This is a genomic window from Stenotrophomonas sp. STEN031, from assembly GCF_056759975.1.
Map to the genome: position 1 here is coordinate 65520 of NZ_JBRREA010000010.1, position 21558 is coordinate 87077.

The 21558-nt window shown below is 63.5% G+C and carries 21 protein-coding genes; 12 read left to right on the top strand and 9 right to left on the bottom strand.

Annotated elements, in window-relative coordinates; genetic code table 11:
• Positions 1-63 precede the first annotated feature (63 nt).
• From ACVOLQ_RS06870 to ACVOLQ_RS06890, 5 genes are read left to right on the top strand one after another with little or no spacing between them, the layout of a single operon-like run.
• Positions 64-510 carry a TIGR03757 family integrating conjugative element protein gene (locus ACVOLQ_RS06870; RefSeq protein WP_003050101.1) on the top strand — a complete coding sequence of 149 codons (447 nt, stop codon included), beginning with the start codon at positions 64-66 and terminating at the stop codon, positions 508-510.
• A 26-nt stretch (positions 511-536) separates the two neighbouring features.
• Positions 537-1454, top strand: coding sequence for a TIGR03756 family integrating conjugative element protein (locus ACVOLQ_RS06875; protein WP_199917180.1), 918 nt, complete (start codon positions 537-539; stop codon positions 1452-1454).
• Between the two features lie 10 nt (positions 1455-1464).
• On the top strand, positions 1465-2859 hold the full coding sequence (locus tag ACVOLQ_RS06880; RefSeq protein ID WP_003050095.1) for an integrating conjugative element protein: 1395 nt from the start codon (positions 1465-1467) through the stop codon (positions 2857-2859).
• Positions 2856-3203: a hypothetical protein gene (locus ACVOLQ_RS06885; RefSeq protein ID WP_003050094.1), complete on the top strand. Its 348-nt coding sequence runs from the start codon at positions 2856-2858 to the stop codon at positions 3201-3203. The genes ACVOLQ_RS06880 and ACVOLQ_RS06885 overlap by 4 nt, the downstream gene beginning before the upstream one ends.
• 15 nt (positions 3204-3218) lie before the next feature.
• On the top strand, positions 3219-4742 hold the full coding sequence (locus ACVOLQ_RS06890; protein WP_003050092.1) for a conjugal transfer protein TraG N-terminal domain-containing protein: 1524 nt from the start codon (positions 3219-3221) through the stop codon (positions 4740-4742).
• A gap of 6 nt (positions 4743-4748) precedes the next feature.
• Here the strand turns inward: ACVOLQ_RS06890 and ACVOLQ_RS06895 are convergent, their stop codons facing one another.
• The 3 genes from ACVOLQ_RS06895 to ACVOLQ_RS06905 all read right to left on the bottom strand — a co-directional run bounded on the left by ACVOLQ_RS06895 (position 4749) and on the right by ACVOLQ_RS06905 (position 6464).
• Positions 4749-5108 carry a DUF3742 family protein gene (locus ACVOLQ_RS06895; protein ID WP_003050090.1) on the bottom strand — a complete coding sequence of 120 codons (360 nt, stop codon included), beginning with the start codon at positions 5106-5108 and terminating at the stop codon, positions 4749-4751.
• Between the two features lie 84 nt (positions 5109-5192).
• Positions 5193-5825 (bottom strand): RES family NAD+ phosphorylase, encoded by a 633-nt coding sequence (locus ACVOLQ_RS06900; protein ID WP_003050087.1) that lies wholly within the window; start codon positions 5823-5825, stop codon positions 5193-5195.
• A 12-nt stretch (positions 5826-5837) separates the two neighbouring features.
• Positions 5838-6464, bottom strand: coding sequence for a hypothetical protein (locus tag ACVOLQ_RS06905; RefSeq protein ID WP_003050085.1), 627 nt, complete (start codon positions 6462-6464; stop codon positions 5838-5840).
• 315 nt (positions 6465-6779) lie between these two features.
• Here ACVOLQ_RS06905 and mobH point away from each other — a divergent pair, with 315 nt between their 5' ends.
• Positions 6780-8642: a MobH family relaxase gene (gene mobH / locus ACVOLQ_RS06910; protein WP_481527506.1), complete on the top strand. Its 1863-nt coding sequence runs from the start codon at positions 6780-6782 to the stop codon at positions 8640-8642.
• Between the two features lie 50 nt (positions 8643-8692).
• On the opposite strand, the gene ACVOLQ_RS06915 is transcribed toward mobH, so the two are convergent.
• From ACVOLQ_RS06915 to ACVOLQ_RS06940, 6 genes are read right to left on the bottom strand one after another with little or no spacing between them, the layout of a single operon-like run.
• Positions 8693-9175, bottom strand: coding sequence for an AAA family ATPase (locus ACVOLQ_RS06915; RefSeq protein WP_013520789.1), 483 nt, complete (start codon positions 9173-9175; stop codon positions 8693-8695).
• 47 nt (positions 9176-9222) lie between these two features.
• Entirely contained in the window at positions 9223-9492 is a 270-nt protein-coding gene (locus ACVOLQ_RS06920; RefSeq protein WP_003050070.1) for a hypothetical protein, read from the bottom strand.
• The gene (locus ACVOLQ_RS06925; RefSeq protein ID WP_199917100.1) at positions 9489-9695 is read right to left on the bottom strand and encodes an IS66 family transposase; all 207 of its coding nucleotides are present in this window, start codon (positions 9693-9695) and stop codon (positions 9489-9491) included. The genes ACVOLQ_RS06920 and ACVOLQ_RS06925 overlap by 4 nt, the downstream gene beginning before the upstream one ends.
• Positions 9696-9750: 55 nt before the next feature.
• Positions 9751-11691, bottom strand: coding sequence for an esterase/lipase family protein (locus ACVOLQ_RS06930; RefSeq protein ID WP_003050063.1), 1941 nt, complete (start codon positions 11689-11691; stop codon positions 9751-9753).
• On the bottom strand, positions 11688-12722 hold the full coding sequence (locus ACVOLQ_RS06935; RefSeq protein WP_003050060.1) for an Lnb N-terminal periplasmic domain-containing protein: 1035 nt from the start codon (positions 12720-12722) through the stop codon (positions 11688-11690). Before ACVOLQ_RS06935 ends, ACVOLQ_RS06930 begins: the two co-directional genes overlap by 4 nt.
• Before the next feature lie 8 nt (positions 12723-12730).
• Positions 12731-13369, bottom strand: coding sequence for a TetR/AcrR family transcriptional regulator (locus ACVOLQ_RS06940; RefSeq protein WP_003050058.1), 639 nt, complete (start codon positions 13367-13369; stop codon positions 12731-12733).
• Between the two features lie 451 nt (positions 13370-13820).
• On the opposite strand from ACVOLQ_RS06940, the gene ACVOLQ_RS06945 reads away from it, so the two are divergent.
• The 6 genes from ACVOLQ_RS06945 to phbB are packed head-to-tail and all read left to right on the top strand — an operon-like array spanning position 13821 to position 21548.
• Entirely contained in the window at positions 13821-15308 is a 1488-nt protein-coding gene (locus tag ACVOLQ_RS06945) for an efflux transporter outer membrane subunit (protein ID WP_003050056.1), read from the top strand.
• Between the two features lie 14 nt (positions 15309-15322).
• Positions 15323-16402, top strand: coding sequence for an HlyD family secretion protein (locus ACVOLQ_RS06950; protein ID WP_003050054.1), 1080 nt, complete (start codon positions 15323-15325; stop codon positions 16400-16402).
• 3 nt (positions 16403-16405) lie between these two features.
• Complete coding sequence (gene rbbA / locus ACVOLQ_RS06955; RefSeq protein WP_003050052.1) at positions 16406-19171, top strand: ribosome-associated ATPase/putative transporter RbbA; 2766 nt, start codon at positions 16406-16408, stop codon at positions 19169-19171.
• Between the two features lies 1 nt (position 19172).
• On the top strand, positions 19173-20303 hold the full coding sequence (locus ACVOLQ_RS06960; protein WP_003050050.1) for an ABC transporter permease: 1131 nt from the start codon (positions 19173-19175) through the stop codon (positions 20301-20303).
• Positions 20304-20350: 47 nt separating this feature from the next.
• The gene (locus ACVOLQ_RS06965) at positions 20351-20812 is read left to right on the top strand and encodes a phasin family protein (RefSeq protein WP_003050047.1); all 462 of its coding nucleotides are present in this window, start codon (positions 20351-20353) and stop codon (positions 20810-20812) included.
• Positions 20802-21548: an acetoacetyl-CoA reductase gene (gene phbB / locus ACVOLQ_RS06970; RefSeq protein ID WP_003050045.1), complete on the top strand. Its 747-nt coding sequence runs from the start codon at positions 20802-20804 to the stop codon at positions 21546-21548. The genes ACVOLQ_RS06965 and phbB overlap by 11 nt, the downstream gene beginning before the upstream one ends.
• Positions 21549-21558 lie beyond the last annotated feature (10 nt).

Below are 21558 nucleotides of genomic sequence, written 5' to 3' on the forward strand. Positions count from 1 at the left end.
GTTGGGGCCGCATGGCGTTCGGCGTTTGACTATGGCCCTTGACAACTCTTGGGGGCGCTCGACATGCCAGCATCTTCATCCAGGTTCGCATCGGGCTGGCGAACCCTTGGCCTGGCCGTTGCGCTGCCGGCTTCCCTGGCCGTGTTCAGCCCGGCCAGCTTCGCCGCCGATGTGGTGATCATCACCGACAGCCGTCACCCGGTCAGGACCATGGGTGGCGAGCAGCTGATCGAGCTGGATGAAGCGCCCCGGATCGAAGCGGAGCTTTCTGCGGCGCTGCCCGCCGATCCCGGACAGGCAACAGCCATCGTGAAGCGCCGGCTGAGCCAGGGGGGCGCTGACCTCCAGCGTCGCATCGCCACCGAATACCAGGGCGTTGCCGACGCATGGAGCCTGGGCATCACCACCATTCCGGCTGTCGTGGTGGATCAGCGCTACGTGGTCTATGGCGAGCCTGACGTGGCCCGCGCCATCGCGCGCATCGAACAGCACCGGAGGGCCGAACCGTGATCCGCTCATTCGACCTTCTGCGCCGCATGCGGGCTGCCGTCACCTCCGTGCTGCTGCTCAGCGCCACGGGCAGCTACGCCCTGAACACGGCGACCATCGTGGGTTCAGTGGCTTCGCCCGATTGCCTGGAGTACCGGGTGGTGGGTATCTGCTACTGGCTCTACTGCACCTGGACCGGCTGCACGGTGCGCACGTCCGTCAAGGTCAGGCACTACATCCCCGATGCGGTGGTTTCGTCCTACTCGAACACCGGCGAGAACCCCTGGGTCGAAGTGCGCGCCATGAGCACGCCCAACCCTTCGGCCCAGGCCGGCGGGGACGGCACCACCAATGAAGATCACGAAAACAATCTCGCGAAGTTCAAGAACGCGGACGTCATCGGCCACCCCGGCGTCGAGGTGTTCAACCAGTTCGTCTCGTCCTCGGGCTATTTCTGCGAGGGCGCAGGCACGGCCTTCATGCCGTACCTGCTCAGTACGCTGGACACGCCGGCCTGGCGCTACAACGTACCGGAGATGGTGTACCCGGAGGCATTGATCCCGGGCATGCGCGAGGTCGGCGCGCGCTCGACCCTGAACCTCTGGGGCAACGTCTATCCGCGCGGCGGCTTCCTGCACCAGACGGACGACCACAAGGCCGGTGCCGTGGTGGCCCAACGGGCCGGCGATGTGGTCACGCGCCGCGGGCAGATCCACGTCTATCAGCCGCTGCTCGCCAACTCCCGCGATGGCTACTGGCCGGCCGGCGCGCTGATGGAGGGCGATGCCTCGACCGGCAAGTGGCAGGAACTCACGCCCGTCCTGTCCTCGTCCTGCACGGTCTTCCCGCGCAACGGCTTCCTGACACAGGCCCAACAAGGCGACTACGCCTGGGCGTTGTGGCGGCCCTATGCGTGCTGCGAACGCCGGGGCCAGGTGTTCCTCGGCAGCGTCGATTTCTATTGAGGGTACGGCGATGAAGCGTCCTGAACTGATGAACCCATCCGCCAAGGTTCGCCGCCCGCTGCGCCCCACGGCGCTAGCCGGCGCGCTCGCCCTGGTCTGTGGCCTCGCGTGGGCGCAGGCCGGCTTCCAGACCAGCGGCCCCGTCATCGGCGATGAGGTCATGTACTCGATCGGCGGTGGCAGTGCGGTGTCCATGGGCCGCGCCGCTGGCATGCGTTCGATCGGGGTCGGCCTGGGTTGGAACAGCAACCTCATCTGCGGCGACATGAGCATCCAGACCACGCTGCGCAATCAGCTCAATGGGATCACGAATGGGTTCCAGCAGATCATGAGCAACGTGATCCAGAGCGCGACCAGTGCCGTGGCATCGCTGCCGGCGCTGATCATCCAGCGTGCCGATCCGGGGCTGTACAACCTGCTGACCAATGGTGTGCTGCAGGCGAGGCTGGATTTCGACCGCTCCAAGCTGACGTGTCGCGCGATGGCCGAGAAGATGGCCGAGACGGCGGGCGGCCAGCTCGGATGGAGCCAGATGGCGGAAGGCATGGCGCTGCGCGATGCGGTGTCGAGCACGGATGCCGTATCGGCGATCGAGCAGGCCGAGACGCGCCGCGGCAACGACGGCGTGCCCTGGGTGGGCGGCAGCAATGCCGGCGGCGCGGGCCAGTCGGCCATCCGGGTGGTCGGTGACGTGACGCGGGCGGGCTACAACCTGGTCAACGGGCGCAGCGTGACTGACACGTCCTCCATCGCGCCCGCCAGTTGCGCGAGCCTGTCCTGCCAGACCTGGACGTCGCCGCAGCAGGCGACCGAATGGGCGACGCGGGTTCTCGGGGAACAGGTACAGCGCACGTGTGATTCCTGCACCAAGACCGAGACCGTGCCTGGCGTCGGGCTGACGCCGCTGATCCAGGAGGAGTACGAGACCAAGCTGGAGGCCTTGCAGGAACTGGTCTCTGGGACGCGCAACACGACGTTCGAGAACCTGCATGCAGCCGGCAGCACCTCGCTGCCCATTACACGCGGCGTCATCGAGGCGCTGCGCGACGAGCCAGACCAAGACCTGCTGGCGCGACGTCTCGCGTCCGAGGTCGCGTTGTCGTCCGTGCTGGAGAAGGCATTGCTGCTCCAGCGGACCCTGCTGACCGGCAAGAAGGAACCCAACGTGGCGGCCAACCAGTTGGCGGTCGAGGCCGTGAACCACGAGAGCGACACGCTCGATCAGGAGATCCGCAACCTCAAGACCGAACTTGAACTGCGGCGCGAACTGGCGAACAACTCGCCCATGGCCATCATCCAGCGCCACGGGACGCGCGCGGCCGGCTCGCGCGGCATCTACGAAGGCGACCCGGTGCCCGACCGCCTCGATCGGTTGCAGCGGGGCAACCCGGGAGGCACGCCATGAACGCGGCCTGGCTGCGCCCGCGCTGGCTTTTCAGCCGGCGCGCGGCAAAGGCGCTGCTCCTGGCGGTGGTCATCATCGCCGCGGCCGTGGGCGCCAATCTCGTCGGCATCTACCTCGTCGGCAGCGTTGCCGGCTGGGAGCGGTGGCTGGCTGCCAGCGCGGGCTACTTCCTGGTGTGGCGGCTGTGCCTGTACGGCGCGACGGTCTATGGCTGGGTCTGGATGCGCCGCCGGCTGCTGGCCCGCGAGGAAGACGCGCAAGCGCGGCGACGCCTGGTGCGCAGCGAGATCGCCGGCGTCGTCGCCATCGTGGCGCTGGAAGCCAGCCTGCTGATGCAGAGCTGAAGAGGGAGCCGCGCCATGACGCTTTTTACGACCGACTACCTGGAGTACTACCTGACGCTGGTGTCCTGGATCGTCAACAACGGCATCTGGGCGGTGCTGGTGTCGAGCGGAGTATTCGCGCTGCCGTTCGTCGCCATCATCGTGCAGGAGTGGTTGAAGGCCCGTGCGGAAGGTGCCGACGAAGGCAACAAGGGCGTGCTCTCGGCTGCGCGCATCGAGAACCGGGTCTTCGTCGCCATCGTGGTGGTGATGTTCGCTGGCATCCCGTTCATCGACGTGGACCTCAACACCATCCAGTACGACAGCTCGCGCTCGGCCCAGTGCCAGGTCAGCGTGCCGCAGCCCACGGATACCGGCTGGTCGCAGTCCTTCAGCACCATCAACAACCAGTCGGCGAAGGTGCCGGTCTGGTGGGCTTTCATGCACGCGCTCTCGCGCGCCGTCACGAGCGCCTCGGTGGCGGCGATCCCATGCGGCACGGACCTGCGGCAGATGCGCATGGAGATCGACGCGACCCGCATTGACGACCCGGTACTGGCTCAGGAAGTAGCGGATTTCTCGCGGGATTGCTATGGGCCTGCGCGGGCCAAATTGTTCATGCAGCGCCCTCAGCTTGATGAGCAGCAGATGCACGACGTGACCTGGATAGGGTCGAGGTTTTTCACGGACACGGGCGGCTACTACGACACCTACCGCTCAAGCACGCCGCGCGACGACTGGCCCTACGACAGCACCCGCGATGCGGGGCTTGCACAGGTGGGCAGCGGTGGCGGCTACCCGACCTGCAGGCAGTGGTGGGCCGATGGCGGCAATGGCCTGCGGGCACGCCTGCTGGGACAGGTGGACCCGAACCTGTTGAATCGCCTGGCAGGCTGGGCCGGGTTCCTGAGCAGGGCCGAGGTGGACGACTCGGTGATCCGCGCCATCGCGTCACCGCGGCAACAGAAATTGAACCAGGGTAGCGTCTATACGGACTATGGCGGCCAGATCGACAAGACCTTGCCGAACATCGTGACGCGGGCCACGGGAGACGTTGGGATGGCCGTCGGCGCGATTGCCGCGTTTCCCGCCATGGACGTCGTGAGACAGTCTCTGCCCATGGTCCTCGCCTTGCTCAAGATGGCGCTGGTCATCTGCATCCCGCTTGTGCTGGTCGTAGGCACCTACGATCTGAAGACGGTCGTTACCGTCAGCGTCGTGCAGTTCGCGCTCTTCTTCACGGACTTCTGGTTTCAGCTTGCGCGCTGGATCGATTCGACGATCCTGGATGCGCTCTATGGCTGGGGGTTCGGCTGGAATCGGCCGCACACCAACTTCGACCCGCTGGTGGGGCTGAACAACGCCTTCGGAGACATGCTCCTGATGTTTGTCACGGGCACGATGTTCATCGTACTGCCTACGTTCTGGATCATGGCCTTGGCTTGGGCGGGCGTTCGTGCCGGCAACGTGTTGCAAGGCCTCGCAGGAGCCACCGGAGATGCCAAGGCTGCTGGCGGAAGGGGAGGAAGCATTGCGATCAATGCAGTGTCGAAGAAGTGATCGCTGCTAGTCGTCCTCGACATGAGGATCAATGCGGAAACCGTCGTAGGTGTATAGGCCGAATCCTGCTGGTCCGTTTCGCCACTCTGGCTCGGGCAACTCCTCGCCCAAGTCGGTGTTGCGGGCCATCCAGGCAACCACCATGACGCACACCATCACCAGGGCCAGCCAGAAGGTGGTGTACAGCAGCACCCCGAGCGCAGCCAGCTTAACCATCCACACGAGCGCGGTGGCTCCAGCCGTCGGCATGCCCTTGGAAACCAACCAGTTCGACGCCCGCCGTTCACAGCGCGCGTAGGCACGCCATCCGCGGCCAAAGGCGCGGCCGAGGCGTTCTGCGGTGCTGGTGCGAGTCGTGGTGTTCATGGTCGTCTCCTACTGCTGAGGGATGCCTATTTCAGTTTGGTCCATTTCATTCTGTTTAGGGCTTCAATGTGTTCTCTTGCTGCTTCAGGACGCTTCGTCATCCGGTTCCAACGGGCCAGGGTCGGGCTCCACGCCGATGCGGTATGTAGCAACGAAACGCGGCCAGTCCACATGGTCAACGAGATCGATGTCCTCGATGACACTGACCTTCGCGCTGGCACGCTCGAACAGCGCGATGCTCTTGGCGGGATAGTTGTTGCGCGACGGATAGAGCACCCCGTCGAACAGCACCTGGCCGTCATCTCCAAGCATCGCATGCACCTGGGCCGACACCTGCTGCGTGTGCGTGTAGTCGCGGCTGGCCAACTGCTCCAGGTTCAGGCCGAAGTAGCCCGCCATGACGCCCGGCGCCGTGAGGTCGGCCAGAAGCACGTCGTCCATCACGCCCACTGCGCGCACCATCCGGCTCTGGACTTCTTTCAGCGCGATCGAGCGCTTCGTGTCCGCAAGCCACTGGTGCTTATGAAACACCGACTCCATCAGCGCCGTGGGCAGGTCGCGCCCCAGGTAGAGCACCCCGTAGGCCTGGGCCGGGTCATCGTAGCGATTGGTGCTGCTGCGGCCATAGTACAGCGGGCTGCCCCGATAGACGACGCGGCTCACATGCTGGAGCAGCTCACCGGCATCGATCAGGAACGAAGGCAGCTCGTGGCTCATGGCGATCTCGCTTCAATGCACCTGAACGCCCAGCACGTTGAACACGGCCTCGGCCACGTCGTCGATCGTGCCATGCGTCACCGCATCCACTGGCGAGCGGCCGCCCAAGCCTTCGAGCGGTTCGGACAGTGCGCGGTAGATCGTCCAAGGGTCGATGCCCTCGACCTCCTGAAGCACGGTTTGGGTCAACTGCTGCTTCACCGGGTCGAGCTGCCAGTCGGGCAGTTTCTGGCCTCGCGGCCCCACGTTCAGCGCCAGCAGCCGACGGGCGAGGATGTCCTTGTAGATCTGCTGGCGCGACTTGTCCGCCAGCTTGGCGTACTCCGCGGGCGGCAGGTTGTGCGGCTGGTTGAAGGTTTCCAGCAGCACGGCGCGGCCTCGCTGGACGTCGGTTTCAGTCGGCGCCCAGCGCGTCTCAGCGCGCAGCGCAGCCGTCTTACGCTTCAAGGCGTGCTCCACCGTTTCACCTTCGAGGTTGGCTGGCAGCTTTACCGCCTCCACGCGCTCGTGAATGAACGCCTGCAACTCGGCCGCGAAAGCCGGCGCATCCCGGATTTCGACGGTATCCGCGAAGCGGCGCACATCCTCCACGGTGACACGCGGCAGACGGTCGGCAATGAATTCAATGGCGGTGGGCATGGTCATCTCCCAGGTAGGTTTGAGACAGGACTTACTCTAGTCGCCTTTGTCGCATTTGTCAACTTTGACGCCTAGAGAGCAACCTACCTGGCGAAAACAGCGTCTCCGCAGCATAGGCCGAGGCCAGCGGCTGGTCGCCGCGCAATCCATTCGTGCGGGTTCCACATTGACGCTGGAACCGCAACCCAGGCCCCGCTATACCGAAACGGTTAAAGGCCAAAGGGCCGAAACGGCAAGGGAATGGGGTGCAAGGGGAAAGGCCCTACCTCGAAAAGGCAAAAAGGCCTCCCGGTCGGCCCGCCACAGGACACCCGCATGCTCTCCCTGTTCCAGCGAAAACGGCCCCCGGTCGCCGGCGCGCCACCGCCAGCACCCGCCACCGTCCTCCCGAAAGGGTTGATGCGGCCCGAGTCGGCCGCATCGCTGCTGGCCACCCCGCGCCGGCAGAAGCTGCTGGAGCACATTTGGCAGCGCACCTCGCTGTCGCGCAGGCAATTCGCCACGCTGTACCGAGCGCCCCTGGAACGCTACGCCGAGCTGGTCCAGGCCTTCCCGGCCTCCGAGGCGCATCACCATGCCTATCTGGGCGGCATGCTCGACCACGGCCTCGAAATCGTCGCCTACAGTCTGAAACTGCGGCAGTCCCATCTGCTGCCCATCGGCGCCAGCCCCGAAGACCAAGCGGCACAGTCCGAAGCCTGGACCGCCGCCGTCGCCTACGCCGCGCTGCTGCACGACATCGGCAAGATCGCCGTCGATCTGCACGTCGAGCTGGCCGACGGCAGCATCTGGCACCCTTGGCACGGCCCGCTGCGCCAGCCATACCGATTCCGCTACCGCGACGATCACGAGTACCGCCTGCACAGCGCCGCGACAGGTTTGCTCTACCACCAACTGCTCGACCGTGAGGCCCTGGACTGGCTCAGCGGCTATCCGTCCCTGTGGGCACCACTGCTCTACGTCCTGGCCGGGCAGTACGAGCACGCCGGCGTACTGGGCGAACTTGTCGTGCAGGCAGACCGGGCCTCGGTGGCCCAGGAGCTGGGCGGCGATCCGGCCCGCGCCATGGCTGCGCCCAAGCACGCGCTGCAGCGCAAGCTGCTCGACGGGTTGCGCTACCTGCTCAAGGAACAGTTGAAACTGAACCAGCCGGAAGCCTCCGATGGCTGGCTCACCGACGATGCCCTGTGGCTGGTGAGCAAAACGGTCTCGGACAAACTGCGTGCGCACCTGCTGTCCCAAGGCGTCGATGGCATCCCTGCGAACAACACCGCGGTGTTCAACGTCCTCCAGGATCACGGCATGTTGCAGCCGGCGCCCGACGGCAAGGCTATTTGGCGCGCGACCATAACCAGTTCCACCGGCTGGTCCCACTCGTTCACCCTGTTGCGCCTCGCTCCTGCGCTGATCTGGGAATCTGGCGAGCGACCGACGCCTTTTGCAGGCACGGTAGCGATCGACGCGGCAGTCGCCGAAAACGACGCCGAGGCGCCGAAAATGCCGCCTGCGGCCATGGCGAAGGCAGCCCCGAACGGTCAGAAACTTCCATCTTGGGAAGGCAGTAGTACCGTCACCGCCTCACCGCCTAAGGCCCAGCCCGTGTCCGATGTCATGGAGGACATGCTGGCAATGGTGAGCACGAGCGGCTCGCCTGGTGCCGAGCAGGATGTGGAGCCGGTTGCACAGAGAAGCTACCCCGCAGACCCCAGCACTCCTATGCCAGCGACTGCCGCAGTGCTTCCTTCGCCACCACCATCTACTGCTAAACCACCCCTAACAGCAGCGCCCCCGTCAGGCGAACATTTCATGATGTGGCTGAAACAGGGAATTGCTTCGCGCCGGCTCATCATCAACGACGCAAAAGCGCTCGTGCATTCCGTGAATGACACGGCCTACTTGGTCAGCCCAGGTGTGTTCCAGCGCTACGTCCAGGAGCACCCTCATGTCGGCACGCTGGCACGGCAGGACAAGATGCCGGATTGGCAGTGGGTGCAGAAGCGCTTTGAGAAACTGGGGTTGCATCGAAAGCACGACAGCGGCTTGAACATCTGGATCTGTGAAGTCACCGGGCCGCGCAAGTCCCGGAAGCTGCATGGGTATTTGCTGATCGATGCGAATTGGTTGTTCGATGCAGTACCACCCAACAATCCTTATCTCAGAGTTACGCAAGAGATTTGAGCATGGAGTCCTACGTGGCGGTGAGATACGGTAGAGTTCGCCTTGGTAGGTTAGCGGCTAGCCAAGGTGTCCAGCACAAAGTCAGCGCGTTGCGCCACTCTGATCTTGGGCAACCGCGATACCGCATAGCCCAGCGCTGGATAGGTGCGCTGAAGCCGCTCGAATTCAGCCCGCGCTTCATCCATGCTGTGACGGCGTTCTTCGTCCTGCACATAGATTTCAGGCCACGGCGGGGCCAGAAAGATGCGCGAGTGGTAGCGATGCGACTGGGCAATCGTGTCCAGAATAGTAGTGCCGTCCAGTGCCTGGGGTGCTGCCGCCGCGTCGATCAGGCCACGGTCGAAGAACACCCATTGCGTATTGCTGCGTGGCGCATTGGCATGGTTGTCTAGCGCAAGGTCGATGGCCCCGCGCAGGAAGGCCGTCATGTCGAGCCACGGCAGGGCCTGGCCGCCCGTGCGTGTTTGTTCCTGAACGATACGCCGTCCAGGCTCCTCAATTACGGCATCCCTGGATTTCCATTCAACCCCCACAAACGAGAACGACGATCAACTATCTCCTGAAAGGCCATCAGCATCCATCAAGGCCAGCATGCCAACAATGAGTGCGTGCATGCCCTGTTGAGTTCGGCCTCCATCTCGGCTTCCTCCGTCGCACGGTCTGCATCCACGACGGGTTCCCGTTCGGCGACCGAGTACACCGTGTCGGCCACGGCAAGGCAGTGGAACGCCACGGTGGTCAACAGCCAGCGCGCATGCTCCATCGATATGCCGTAGGCCTGAGCGATGTGGCGTTGGTGGCCGACGATCTTGTCGAGCATGGGCTGGGTCGCCGCCAGACGGCGGATCACGTTGGGTACGCCTTGCCGTCGCCAAGATGCTTGGGCTTGAGCATCGGCGTCTCGTGGGCGTGCAGCACCACGTGGCGACGCAGTTCGTCATCCAGCGCCTTTACCATCGGCTGCAGTTGCGCGCCGCACGCACCGACCCACTGTGCCAGCGTCGAGCGGGCAACAGTAAGTCTGATGCTCTTTGCGCATTCAGATGAATGCATTACGCCCATACGAAATCCGAAATCAGCTCGGCCGCGCACAGCAGATGGCAGTTGTCTATGGCTGTAAATGCGCTTCCCGCAGAGCCATGTCCTCTCTCAGAATACGCTGGATCTCCAGTATCGCGGCCGCGCTCTGTTGCACGCTGTGCCCCGAAATAATGACTTTCTCGGACTGTGCGCCGGGAAGATGTGCGCTGCGATAAGGCACAAGACCGTCATCGGAATCATCGAGGGCCACTTCGGAATTGGCTTGGGCCACGATCGAGTGATAGCGCACCTGGGATGAGATGGGAAAGCCCGCCGCCGTACGCACGAACGGATCGTTTTCGTCGAGATTGTTCACGCTATTGGGAATGGTTGCCAGGCTTTCACGGCTGCTGGCGGCCGCATTGGGTGTCAGTGTATGGGCGAGTTCTTCGAGCACCGTAATGGGAAAGCGGATAAATCCCGCCATCCAGCGCCCCAGGCGTCCACCCGCGACCGATGTGCCCCGATGAGGCGCCGCGATGAAGATGGCACTGCTGACATTCGGGAAGGGCTCGAAGCGCAACATGGGATCAATGCGCCTGATCTGCTGCGGCGTCAACCGACTGTGATCCGCAGCCAATTGCACCAGCGATTGATCGGTTGACGACACCATCAACCGCGCGATGACCCCGCCCATGCTATGCCCCACCAGCACGAGGTCGGACGACGCCGGCGCTTGGCCGGATGGGTCGAAATGCGTCAGCGTATCCCCGAGCGCCCTGCGAATCATGGCGTGGTTCAACGCGACTGGCATGTTGGTCGGGTAGTAGACCTGCCAGATCTGGTAATGCTGGCGCAGGGCCTCATCGCCCAGGATTTCGTTGGCGAGTTCCACCCAGGCTTCAGGGCTGCTGGCCAGTCCGTGCAGCATGACGATGATCCGCCTGTTCGGATCGTAGGGCTGCATCAAGTAGACGTGCGGGCGGTCGATGCCACCCTCGCGCCCGAGCAGGCTGCGCAGCGACTGGCGGTTGAAATTGGCACGGGCCAGCCATACGCCATAGCCGGCCGTGAAATTGGCCGCCAGCGGCACACGTTGGCCGCGCAGCATAATGGCCGATTCCACATAGGGGTCATGCACCGTCAGACGGGCTGTACGAGCATGCAGCACGCTGTCCAAGTTGTCTCCGTCGGGATGCAGCAGAACCGTCATGGACGGCGCGGGCATCTCGCTCCAGGGCAGCGGTTGCTGATCATGTTTTGCCGCTGGGCGACCACCCCGAGTTGGGGCGGCGCTCAGGGACTCGTCCGGAATGACCGCCACAAGCTCGGCGCCAAAGCCGTCGCGCCGGTAGAGGCTACGCAATCCACGGAAAGACAGGGACGAGGCTGGCAGGAGTTCGGCTGGCACCGCCGTACTGCCCGGTAAGCGCGCGCCGCGCATATCCAGCTTCAGTTCCCAGCCTGCAATGTTCCAACTGGTCTGGTCGGACAACTGCGTCGGCATTTGTTGCCGAACTTCGAACATGCCGGTGGCCGCATGCTCGACGGCATAGTTATACCAATCCCGCACTTGGGTCTGGCGATCCTCGAAGGCCCGCTCTCCCGGAGTATGGTCACCAAGGAACAGATAAGCATAGGCATAGCGAATCGTCTCAAGCCAGGCGGCTTGCTGCGCTGAACCGGGCTTCATGGCCTGAGCCTGCGCCAGCCATAGTTCGGACAGTGCAGCCAGGCGTCTATCCGTGGCAACCCCCGTCACGGTAGCCAAGGCCTCCGCGCACTCCGAGGAGATCGGCTTTGCGCATGCCTGCTCATCCAATGCCGCCACCCTGATGGTCTGGACAGTCGCATCGCTGAGCTTGCCACGTGTCAGGATGTCGCCGCGCTTGAGTTCGATGGCCTCCCTGGTAGGTAGCGTATGAACTTCAACCACTGGGCCGAACTCGCGCAGGATCGAGCAGCCCCCCAGCAGCAGCGGAGCAAGAGCGGCGCATGTAATGAGAAGGCAGGCCTGCGGGAACCTCATGGATTCACCTCGTTGGCAGGGATGCCTGGCACGCCTTGTCGAATCGACATCGAGAAGTCATCCTCTGACACATCGGAAGCAAGGGCACGTTCGTTGATATGCCCCAGTGCCTGCAATTCATCGTAACGATAGCCAGGCGTCAATCCATGCATGTCGTAGACGTACCGCGCAAAATATCCAGACAGCAGCAGGCGATAGTCCATTGGCAATGCGGGCGCAATGACCCGGGCCAGCTCGAATACGATGGTCGTGCAGTTACTGGTTAACGTGTTGTAAAAGCGCGGTTTCTGCCGCAGTTCATTGGCCGCGTTCAGAAACTCCAGAAACAACGCGCGGGCACTCGCCTGATTCATCTGCAAGCGATAGAGATAAACATCTTCGCCTCGCGCGTTGCTGCGCGTACGCACAATGTCTCGCTCATCGGCGGCTACCAGGATCTGCTCGAACTGACGGAAGAATCCTCCTACCGCCGAGAAGGACTCATGGCGTTCCTTGCGAATTTCCAGCGAGAACACCACGCGATCACCGCCATCGAAGCCGAACGACACCAGGGTGTGGGCGATGTGCGGCCCCATCCAGTAGGAAAGCACCAAGTCGGCGCTGCGCAGACGATCCAGGTCGTATGTGCGGCTCTCCCACTGCGGGGTGTAGTCGGTTTCGCTGCGCCACTGGAAGTTGCGCACATTATTCAGGTGAACATGGTTGCCGTCGATCCTGGCCTCCAGCAACTGGGCGACATCGTCAGCCCATACACGCTGGTGTGACGGCTGCAGCGTCCCCCACCACATGAGCAGGGAGGCGGCTGCGATCACAAATGCGAATCCGGCGATGTTGCGATTGCGCCGCCCAAGCAAGCCCGCCCGCGACAAGACAACGGTCACACCCAACGTAGACCACATGGCAATGACGAACCATCGCACCACCGAAGGTCCCGGCATCTGATGCCACAGAGCCAGCGCACCCCACACAGTCAGCAGCAGTACCACAAAGCCGATCGCCAAGCCTGCAAGGGCGCGCAGGACTCTGTGCATCACTCCGCTCATTGAGGCTGCAAAAGCTCAAGCAACAGTTGCCGGTGCGCATCCCGTAACTGCACCAGCGAGATGGAAGGACTGCCCTTGGACAGCATCGAGGAACTCAGCCACAGCACTGCGGGCGCGAGCGCCAACGGGAAGAAGTGTTCGGTCAAGACGCCTGGGCGAATGACGCCTCGGCGTATGTTGCGGTGGATGATGGTCTGCGCCCGCTCTTTCAGCCCGAGCGCAACTTCGTTGTGCCAACGCTGCACCAGCTCTGGAGTTCGGGCGCTTTCGGCCAGAAGCAGCCGGTAGATCGACATCGTGGCAGGGGAGCTGAAGGTCGCGTACAGGCGATCCAGGTAGACATCTACCAGCTCTGGCAACGTCAGATCCTCATCCGGGAGCCAGCCCTGGAAATCACAAATCTGCTTCGTCGTACGTTCGAGCAAGGCGTGAAAAATTTCTTCCTTGCTTTTGAAGTGGGCATAGATGCCAGCCTTGGACAAGCCCGCGCATTCCGCCAGGCGCTCCATCGACACTGCGTTGTATGTCCGATCCGCGAATTCGACCAGGGCCGCGTCGAGTATTTCCTCTTTCCTGGCGGCAGAGGACAGGTAGGGGCGCTTGTTGTCTGGCGCGTCATCTTTATTGGGTGGCATTCAAAGGCTCTGTTCAAAGATCTGAGGGGTGTTCCCATGGGCCTGTCACCGGCTCTACCAAGAATCAGGGCCTTCCTTGAACCCAAGCCGGCAGCTCGAATTGACCTGCGTCAATGACCGACGAGCCCGCTGATTGCGGTTCTTGGATTGTAACGTATAATTGAAAGCAACCGTCCAGTCGTTTGTTTTCAGATTTCACAATGCAGATCAACACAGGGCGCGAGTGAACCCGGCACATCGGGTTACGACACAGGAAGAGCGCCCTATCAACCAGCCGGGGAACACGGGGATGCACATATCAACAAGGAGATGAAGTGGGCTTGACAGCACTTGCAAGCAAGAAAGTAGGGCCTGCGGACACCAGCCACGAACCCCGCATTGCGGGGGTGGCAGCCATTCCCTCCTCTGCGACCAGACCCTCTTCAGCCCGATACCTGTACGGAACGTGACCATGCTCCCAACTTCCCCGTTGTTTCCCGCGTTCAGATTGCGCGCTGCCTCGTTGGCCCTGAGCGCCGTCGTCTTGACCGGCTGCATGTCGCTCGCTCCGGCGCCAGACACCCCGCCATTGCCCGTGCCCGAAGCCTGGCCCGCGCATCTTGGATCAGGCACCGACGGCGCCCACGCGGGAGAGCTTGCCTGGCAGGCGTACTTCACCGACCCCCTGCTGCAACGCCTCATCGAGACTGCGCTGGAAAACAACCGCGACCTGCGCGTGGCCGCGCTGCGCGTCGAGGAAGCCAGCGCCACATTCCGCATTCAGCGCTCGGATCGTTTTCCTGCCATGGGCGTGGGCGCCCAAGGTGGACGCGCGCGGGTCCCTGGCGACCTGAACATGTCGGGCCGATCGCAGGTGGGCGGCGAGTACCGGGCCGAGGTGGGTTTGACCACCTGGGAACTGGATCTGTGGGGTCGGATCCGCAACCTGGAAGACGCCGCCCTGCAAACTTGGCTGGCTTCCGACGCGGCTCGCCAGGCCGTCCATTTGGCGCTGATCGCCCAGGTGGCAGACGGCTATCTTGGCCTGCGCGAGATCGACGAACGCGTGGCGATCGCACGGCAAACCGTGACCACCCGCGAGGAGTCCTATCGCATTTTCCGGCGCCGCGTCGAAGTCGGCTCGACCTCGAAGCTGGATCTCACACAGGTCCAGACCCTGCTGAACCAAGCTCAGGCGCTGCTGACGCAGCTTGAGCAGGCTCGCACCACGCAACTGCACGCCCTGGCACTGCTGGTAGGCGCTGATCCCGGCCCGCTGCCCGCCAAGGCACCCTTCGATGAAACGACGGTTCTGGCTGAGCTGCGGGCCGGTCTGCCTTCGGAGCTGCTGGTCAGTCGCCCGGACATCATTTCCGCCGAACACCAATTGCGTGCCAGCAATGCCCACATCGGCGCGGCCCGCGCGGCGTTTTTGCCGCGCATTGCGCTGACCGGCAGCTTCGGCACGGCCAGCTCCGACTTGAATGGCTTGTTCGATTCCGGCAGTCGTGCCTGGACCTTCATGCCCACCCTGTCGCTGCCCATCTTCGATGGCGGGCGCCGCCGCGCCAATCTGGAGCTGAGCGAAGTGCGCCGCGACATCGCCGTCGCCGGATACGAAAAAACCATTCAAACGGCCTTCCGCGAGGTGGCCGATGCGCTGAGCGCAAAGCACTGGCTGGCTGAGCAGTTGACGATCCAGAGAGCCAACCTGGAAGCGCAAAGCGAACGCGCACGCCTGGCCAAGTTGCGCTACGACAACGGCTCGGCCGCCTTCTTGGAAGTGCTGGATGCCCAACGCGATCTGCTGGGAGCCCAGCAACAACTGGTACAGGCGCGCCGCGCGCTGCTGTCCAGCCAGGTGGCGCTGTATGCCGCGCTCGGCGGCGGCACCCTCGCCGCAGCCGGCGAGGCACAGGGTGCGGCCTCGACTCCCGCTTCCACCCCATCAACCCGTTAAGGCACGCCGAACCCATGACTGTCTCCCCCTCTCTCAAGAAAAAACTCCTGGTCGCTTTCGCTGCAGCGGTTGTTGCCGCGCTGGCCTGGTGGAGCTGGACGAGGTTTACCGACAGCGGCCCGGGCGAAGGATTCGTCAACGGCAATGGCCGCATCGAAGCCACCGAGATCGACGTGGCCACCAAACTTCCCGGCCGCATCGAAGACATCCTGGTGCGTGAAGGCGATTTCGTCACAGCCGGCCAGCCACTGGCCAAGATGCGGCTGGAAACGCTGGAAGCGCAGCGCGACGAGGCCCTGGCCATGCGTCAGCAGGCTGAGCATTCGGTGACCGCGGCGCAGGCACAGGTGGCGCTGCGTGAAGCCGACGTGACTGCCGCCTTGGCTCTGGTTGGTCAGCGCGAGTCCGAACTGGACGCCGCGCAACGGCGCCTGACACGCTCCAGCACGCTGTCGAGTGAGGGAGCCGCCTCGATCCAGGAACTGGACGATGACCGGGCGCGCGTACGGGGCGCCCAAGCGACCCTCGCGGCCAGCAAGGCACAGGCCGCCGCTGCCCGCGCCGCGGTCGAAGCCGCCAGGGCGCAGTTTGTCGGCGCGCAGTCCAGCGTGTCCGCCGCTACGGCCAGTATCAGCCGCATCGAAGCCGACATCCGCGACAGCGAACTGCGGTCTCCGCGCGACGGACGGGTTCAGGTGCGTGTCGCGCAACCCGGCGAGGTGCTTGGAGCGGGCGGACGTGTCTTGAACCTCCTTGATCTGTCGGACGTGTACATCACCTTCTTCCTGCCCGAAACCGTGGCCGGCCGCGTTGCGCTGGGCTCGGAGGTTCGCATCATTCTGGATGCCGCGCCCGAGTATGTGATTCCAGCCACCGTTTCCTTCGTCGCCAGCGCAGCGCAGTTCACCCCCAAGACGGTGGAAACCGCCAGCGAGCGACAAAAGCTGATGTTTCGCGTGCGCGCGCAGATTTCGCAGGAGCTGCTGCGTGAGCACCTGAACCAGGTCAAGACCGGTCTGCCCGGCGTAGCCTGGGTCAAGCTCGACGCCAAGGCCGAGTGGCCTCAGAACCTCTCCGTTCGTGTGCCGGAGTAAGATATGAGCCACAGCGCGCAGCTCGCGACCGTTGCAAGTGTCCGCCAGGTAAGACTGCGCTACCGCGACGTCATTGCCTTGGATGGCATTGACCTGGACATCCCCGCTGGACGGATGGTCGGTCTGATCGGCCCCGACGGCGTGGGCAAATCCAGTCTGCTCTCATTGCTGGCGGGTGTGCGCATCATCCAGGAGGGCACGGTCGAGGTGCTGGGTGGCGACATGGCCAGCAAGGCCCATCGCAAGCAGGTATGCCCGCGCATCGCCTACATGCCGCAGGGACTGGGCAAAAACCTGTATCCGACGCTCTCGGTCGAGGAGAATCTGCAATTCTTCGCGCGCCTGTTCGGTCATGGCGCCGCAGAGCGCCGCCAGCGGATCGACGAACTGACTCAGGCCACTGGCCTGTTCAAATTCCTGGAGCGCCCGGCAGGCAAGCTGTCCGGGGGCATGAAGCAAAAACTCGGCCTGTGCTGCGCGCTGATTCATGACCCGGATTTTCTGATTCTCGATGAGCCGACGACTGGCGTGGACCCGCTGGCGCGCGCGCAGTTCTGGGATCTGATTGACCGTATCCGCGCCGATCGCCCCGGCATGAGCGTGATTGTGGCCACGGCCTACATGGATGAGGCCCAGCGCTTCGACTGGCTGGCCGCCATCGACGACGGCAAGGTCCTCGCCACCGGTACGCCGAAGGAATTGCTGGAGACAACAAACAGCCCGAACCTGGAAGAGGCATTCATCCGCCTGCTCCCGGAAGAGAAAAAGCGCGGACACCAAGCGGTTGTCATTCCGCCTCTGCCTGAGGACGGCGCGGACGATATCGCCATCGAAGCCGAGGGGCTGACCATGCGCTTTGGCGACTTCGTTGCTGTCGACAGTGTCTCCTTCCGTATCCGGCGCGGTGAGATCTTCGGCTTCCTCGGTTCCAACGGGTGCGGCAAGTCCACGACGATGAAGATGCTCACCGGCCTGCTGCCGGCGAGCGAGGGCCGGGCCTGGCTGTTCGGCCACGAAGTGAACCCGCATGATCTGGGCACCCGCCGCCGCGTCGGCTACATGTCCCAAGCGTTCTCGCTCTACAGCGAAATCACGGTACGCCAGAACCTGGAGTTGCACGCCAAGCTGTTCAGCGTGCCCCCGAAGGACATTCCGGGCCGCGTCGAAGAGATGGTGGAGCGCTTCGGCCTGGTGGACGTCATCGACAGTCTGCCGGCCAGTCTGCCTCTGGGCATACGCCAGCGCCTGTCGCTGGCCGTTGCCATGGTGCACAAGCCAGAGTTGCTGATTCTGGACGAACCGACCTCCGGCGTCGATCCGGTGGCACGCGACGCGTTCTGGCGGCTGCTCATCGAGCTGTCGCGGCGCGACCGGGTGACGGTCTTCATTTCCACCCACTTCATGAACGAGGCCGAACGCTGCGACCGCATGTCGATGATGCATGCGGGCAAGGTGCTCGACAGCGACGTGCCCGCCAGACTGGTTGAGAAGCGTGGTGCCAAAACCCTGGAAGAGGCCTTCATCGGCTACCTCGTCGAAGCGGAGGGCGGCACGGCCGCCCCGGCCAGCCAGCCTCCGGCTGCCGACCAGGCGGATCAGCCACCCGCGGTGCCCGCCGAACACGGCGGCGGTCACTCCGCTGGCGGTTTCAGTCTGCAGCGCATGTTCAGCTATCTATGGCGCGAAACGCTGGAACTGCAGCGCGACCCGGTGCGCGCCACGCTGGCGCTGGGCGGTTCGCTGCTGCTGATGTTCGTGATCGGCTTCGGCATCACCATGGACGTCGAGGACCTGAGCTATGCGGTGCTCGATCGCGACCAGACCACGCTTAGCCAGAACTACACGCTGAACTTGGCCGGATCGCGCTACTTCACCGAGCACGCGCCGATCATCGACTACGAGGACCTTGATCGACGCATGCGCAACGGCGAACTGTCGCTGGCCATCGAAATCCCCGCTGGCTTTGCCCGCGACGTGTTGCGGGGCCAGAACGTGCAGATCGGCGCCTGGCTCGACGGCGCCATGCCGCAGCGCGCGGAAACCGTCCAGGGCTACGTTCAGGGCATGCACCAGCACTGGCTGCAGATACAGGCCAGCGAGCGCGGCGGCGCCAGCATGGCTGGCAACACCAACGTCGAGACGCGCTTTCGCTACAACCCCGATGTCAAGAGCCTGCCGGCCATGGTGCCTGCGGTGATCCCTCTGCTGCTGCTCATGCTGCCGGCCATGCTGACCGCGCTGGCGGTGGTGCGCGAGAAAGAGACGGGATCGATCACCAATCTCTACGTGACGCCGGTCACGCGCATCGAGTTCCTGCTTGGCAAGCAGTTGCCCTATGTCGGCCTGGCCATGGTGAACTTCCTGCTGATGAGCCTGCTCGCAGTGACCATCTTCGGTGTGCCGGTCAAGGGCAGCTTCTTCACCCTGGCGCTGGCCGCGCTGATCTTCTCCTTCGCCGCGACAGGCATGGGGCTGCTGGCCTCGGCCGTTACACGCAGCCAGATCGCGGCCATGTTCTTCGCCATGATCGGCACCCTCATACCGGCCACCCAGTTCGCCGGCCTGATCGATCCCGTGTCCTCGCTCGAAGGCTCCAGCAAGTTCATCGGCGAGATCTACCCCGCCACGCACATGATTTCCATCAGCCGTGGCGTATTCAGCAAAGCGCTTGGCCTGGCCGACCTGACAGGGCCGCTGTGGTCGATGCTCATTTCGGTTCCGGTCATTCTCGGCGTGGCTGTTTTGCTACTCAAGAAGCAGGAGCGTTGAGATGCGCAGAAGAAACCTGGCCAACATCTACGACCTTGGTGTCAAGGAGCTGTGGAGTCTTTGGCGCGATCCGATGATGCTTGTGCTCATCGTCTACGTGTTCACCGCGTCGGTCTACACCAAGGCCACGTCCATGCCGGAGACGCTGCACAACGCGCCCATCGCCATCGTCGACGAGGATAATTCGGCGCTGTCCCAGCGGGTTGCCTCGGCCTTCTACCCCCCGCAGTTCACGCCACCGGCCATGATCGACTATGGGGACGTGGACCCGGGCATGGACGCGGGGCTGTACACCTTCGCTCTGGTCATTCCGCCCAACTTCCAGCGCGACGTGCTGGCGGGGCGATCGCCTGCCGTGCAGCTCAATGTCGACGCCACCCGCATGAGCCAGGCCTTCACCGGCAGTGGCCATGTTCAACAAATTTTCACCGGTGAAGTCAACGAGTTCGTCAAGCGTTATCGCAGCACCACCGCGCCACCCGTGGATCTGGCCTTGCGCGCGCGCTTCAACCCCGCCCTCGACAAGGCCTGGTTCGGCTCGGTGGTGCAGATCATCAACCACATCACACTGCTGTCCATCATCCTGACCGGCGCAGCGCTGATCCGCGAGCGCGAGCACGGCACCATCGAGCACCTGCTGGTGATGCCGGTCACGCCCGCGCAGATCATGCTTTCCAAGGTCTGGTCGATGGCTCTGGTCGTGCTGATCGCCTCCTTCCTGTCCCTCAACCTCATGGTGCGCGGCGTCCTGGGCGTGCCCATCGAGGGCTCCCTTGCGCTGTTTTTCGCCGGCGCGGCGCTGAGTCTCTTCGCCACCACGTCGATGGGCATCTTCATCGCCACGCTGGCGCGCAACATGCCGCAGTTCGGCATGTTGATGATGCTCACCATCATGCCGCTGCAGATGCTCTCGGGTGGCACCACGCCGCGCGAAAGCATGCCCGAGATCGTGCAGAACATCATGCTGATCGCGCCCACCACCCATTTCGTGGAATTGAGCCAGGCCATTCTCTACCGGGGTGCGGGCCTGGAGACGGTGTGGCAGCCCTTTCTGGCGCTGGCCTTGATCGGCACGGTGCTGTTTTCCCTGTCGTTGGCGCGTTTTCGCAAAACCATCGGCCAGATGGCCTGATCGGTTCACCGCCCACTTGGGCATTTCAACCAGTAAGGAGCTTGACCATGAGCAACGAAACTATCCCCCTGAACCTGTTCAAGGCGAACGTGGAACTGCAGTTACGCCTACAGCGCTTGATGCAGGAAAACGGCCAGCAATGGCTGGAGAACGCCACGCGCGCGGGCAGCGAGAGCATTGCCGAGTCCGGCGCCGAAATCGAAAGCCTGCTCAAGGCCCAGAATTGGCAGGAACTGGCCACGCTGCCCGCACAAGCCTTCTGGCGTCAGTTCCAGTACCACGTGGGCGGCGCGCAGGCGCTGACACAAGTCGCGATCAAAAACCAGACAACCTTCACCCAAGGCCTGCAAATAGCTATTCAAGACTGGCAGAAATCGGTTACGCAGGCCGTAGGCCAGGGCGATGCGGTACTCCCGTTCCAGGATATCTTCAAACAGTGGGGAGCCGTGTGGGCCTCGGCGCAGGATAAGGAGGCACCGGGCAAGACCGGTGGCCGCAATGCCGGCTGAACAACGTACCGCCCTGGTCACGGGCGGCACTGGCGGCCTGGGCGAAGCCATCGCCCGGGCCTTGCACGATGTTGGCCATACCGTGCTCGTCGTCCACTCGCCAGGCAATGCCAGCATCGGCGCGTGGTTGGAAGCCCAGACGGACGAAGGCTACAACTTCATCGCCTACGGCGCGGATGTGGCCGACCATGCCTCCTGCCAGGAGTTGGCCGGCCTCATTCAAGCAGACGGTTACCACATCGACATTCTGGTCAACAACGCGGGCATCACGCGCGATGCTACGTTCCGCAAGCTGAGCTACGCCGATTGGGATGCGGTCCTGCGCGTCAATCTCGACTCCGTTTTCAACGTCACCCGGCCATTCATCGACGGCATGCTCGAACGCGGCTGGGGCAGGATCGTCAACATCGCCTCCATCAACGGCTCCAAGGGGCAGTTCGGCCAGACCAACTACTCCGCCGCAAAGGCCGGCATGCATGGCTTCACTAAAGCCCTTGCGCAGGAGGTGGCGCGCAAGGGCGTGACGGTCAACACCGTCTCGCCGGGGTATCTGGATACGAAGATGGTGACGAGCATGTCGGAAGAAGTGGTCAAGCAAGTGATTGCCGGTATTCCCGTGGGTCGTCTGGGACGGCCTGAGGAAATCGCTGCACTGGTTGCATTCATCGTCAGTGAATCTGCGGGGTTCATGACCGGCAGCAATGTATCGATGAACGGTGGCCAGCATATGTACTGAGTGAGGAAGG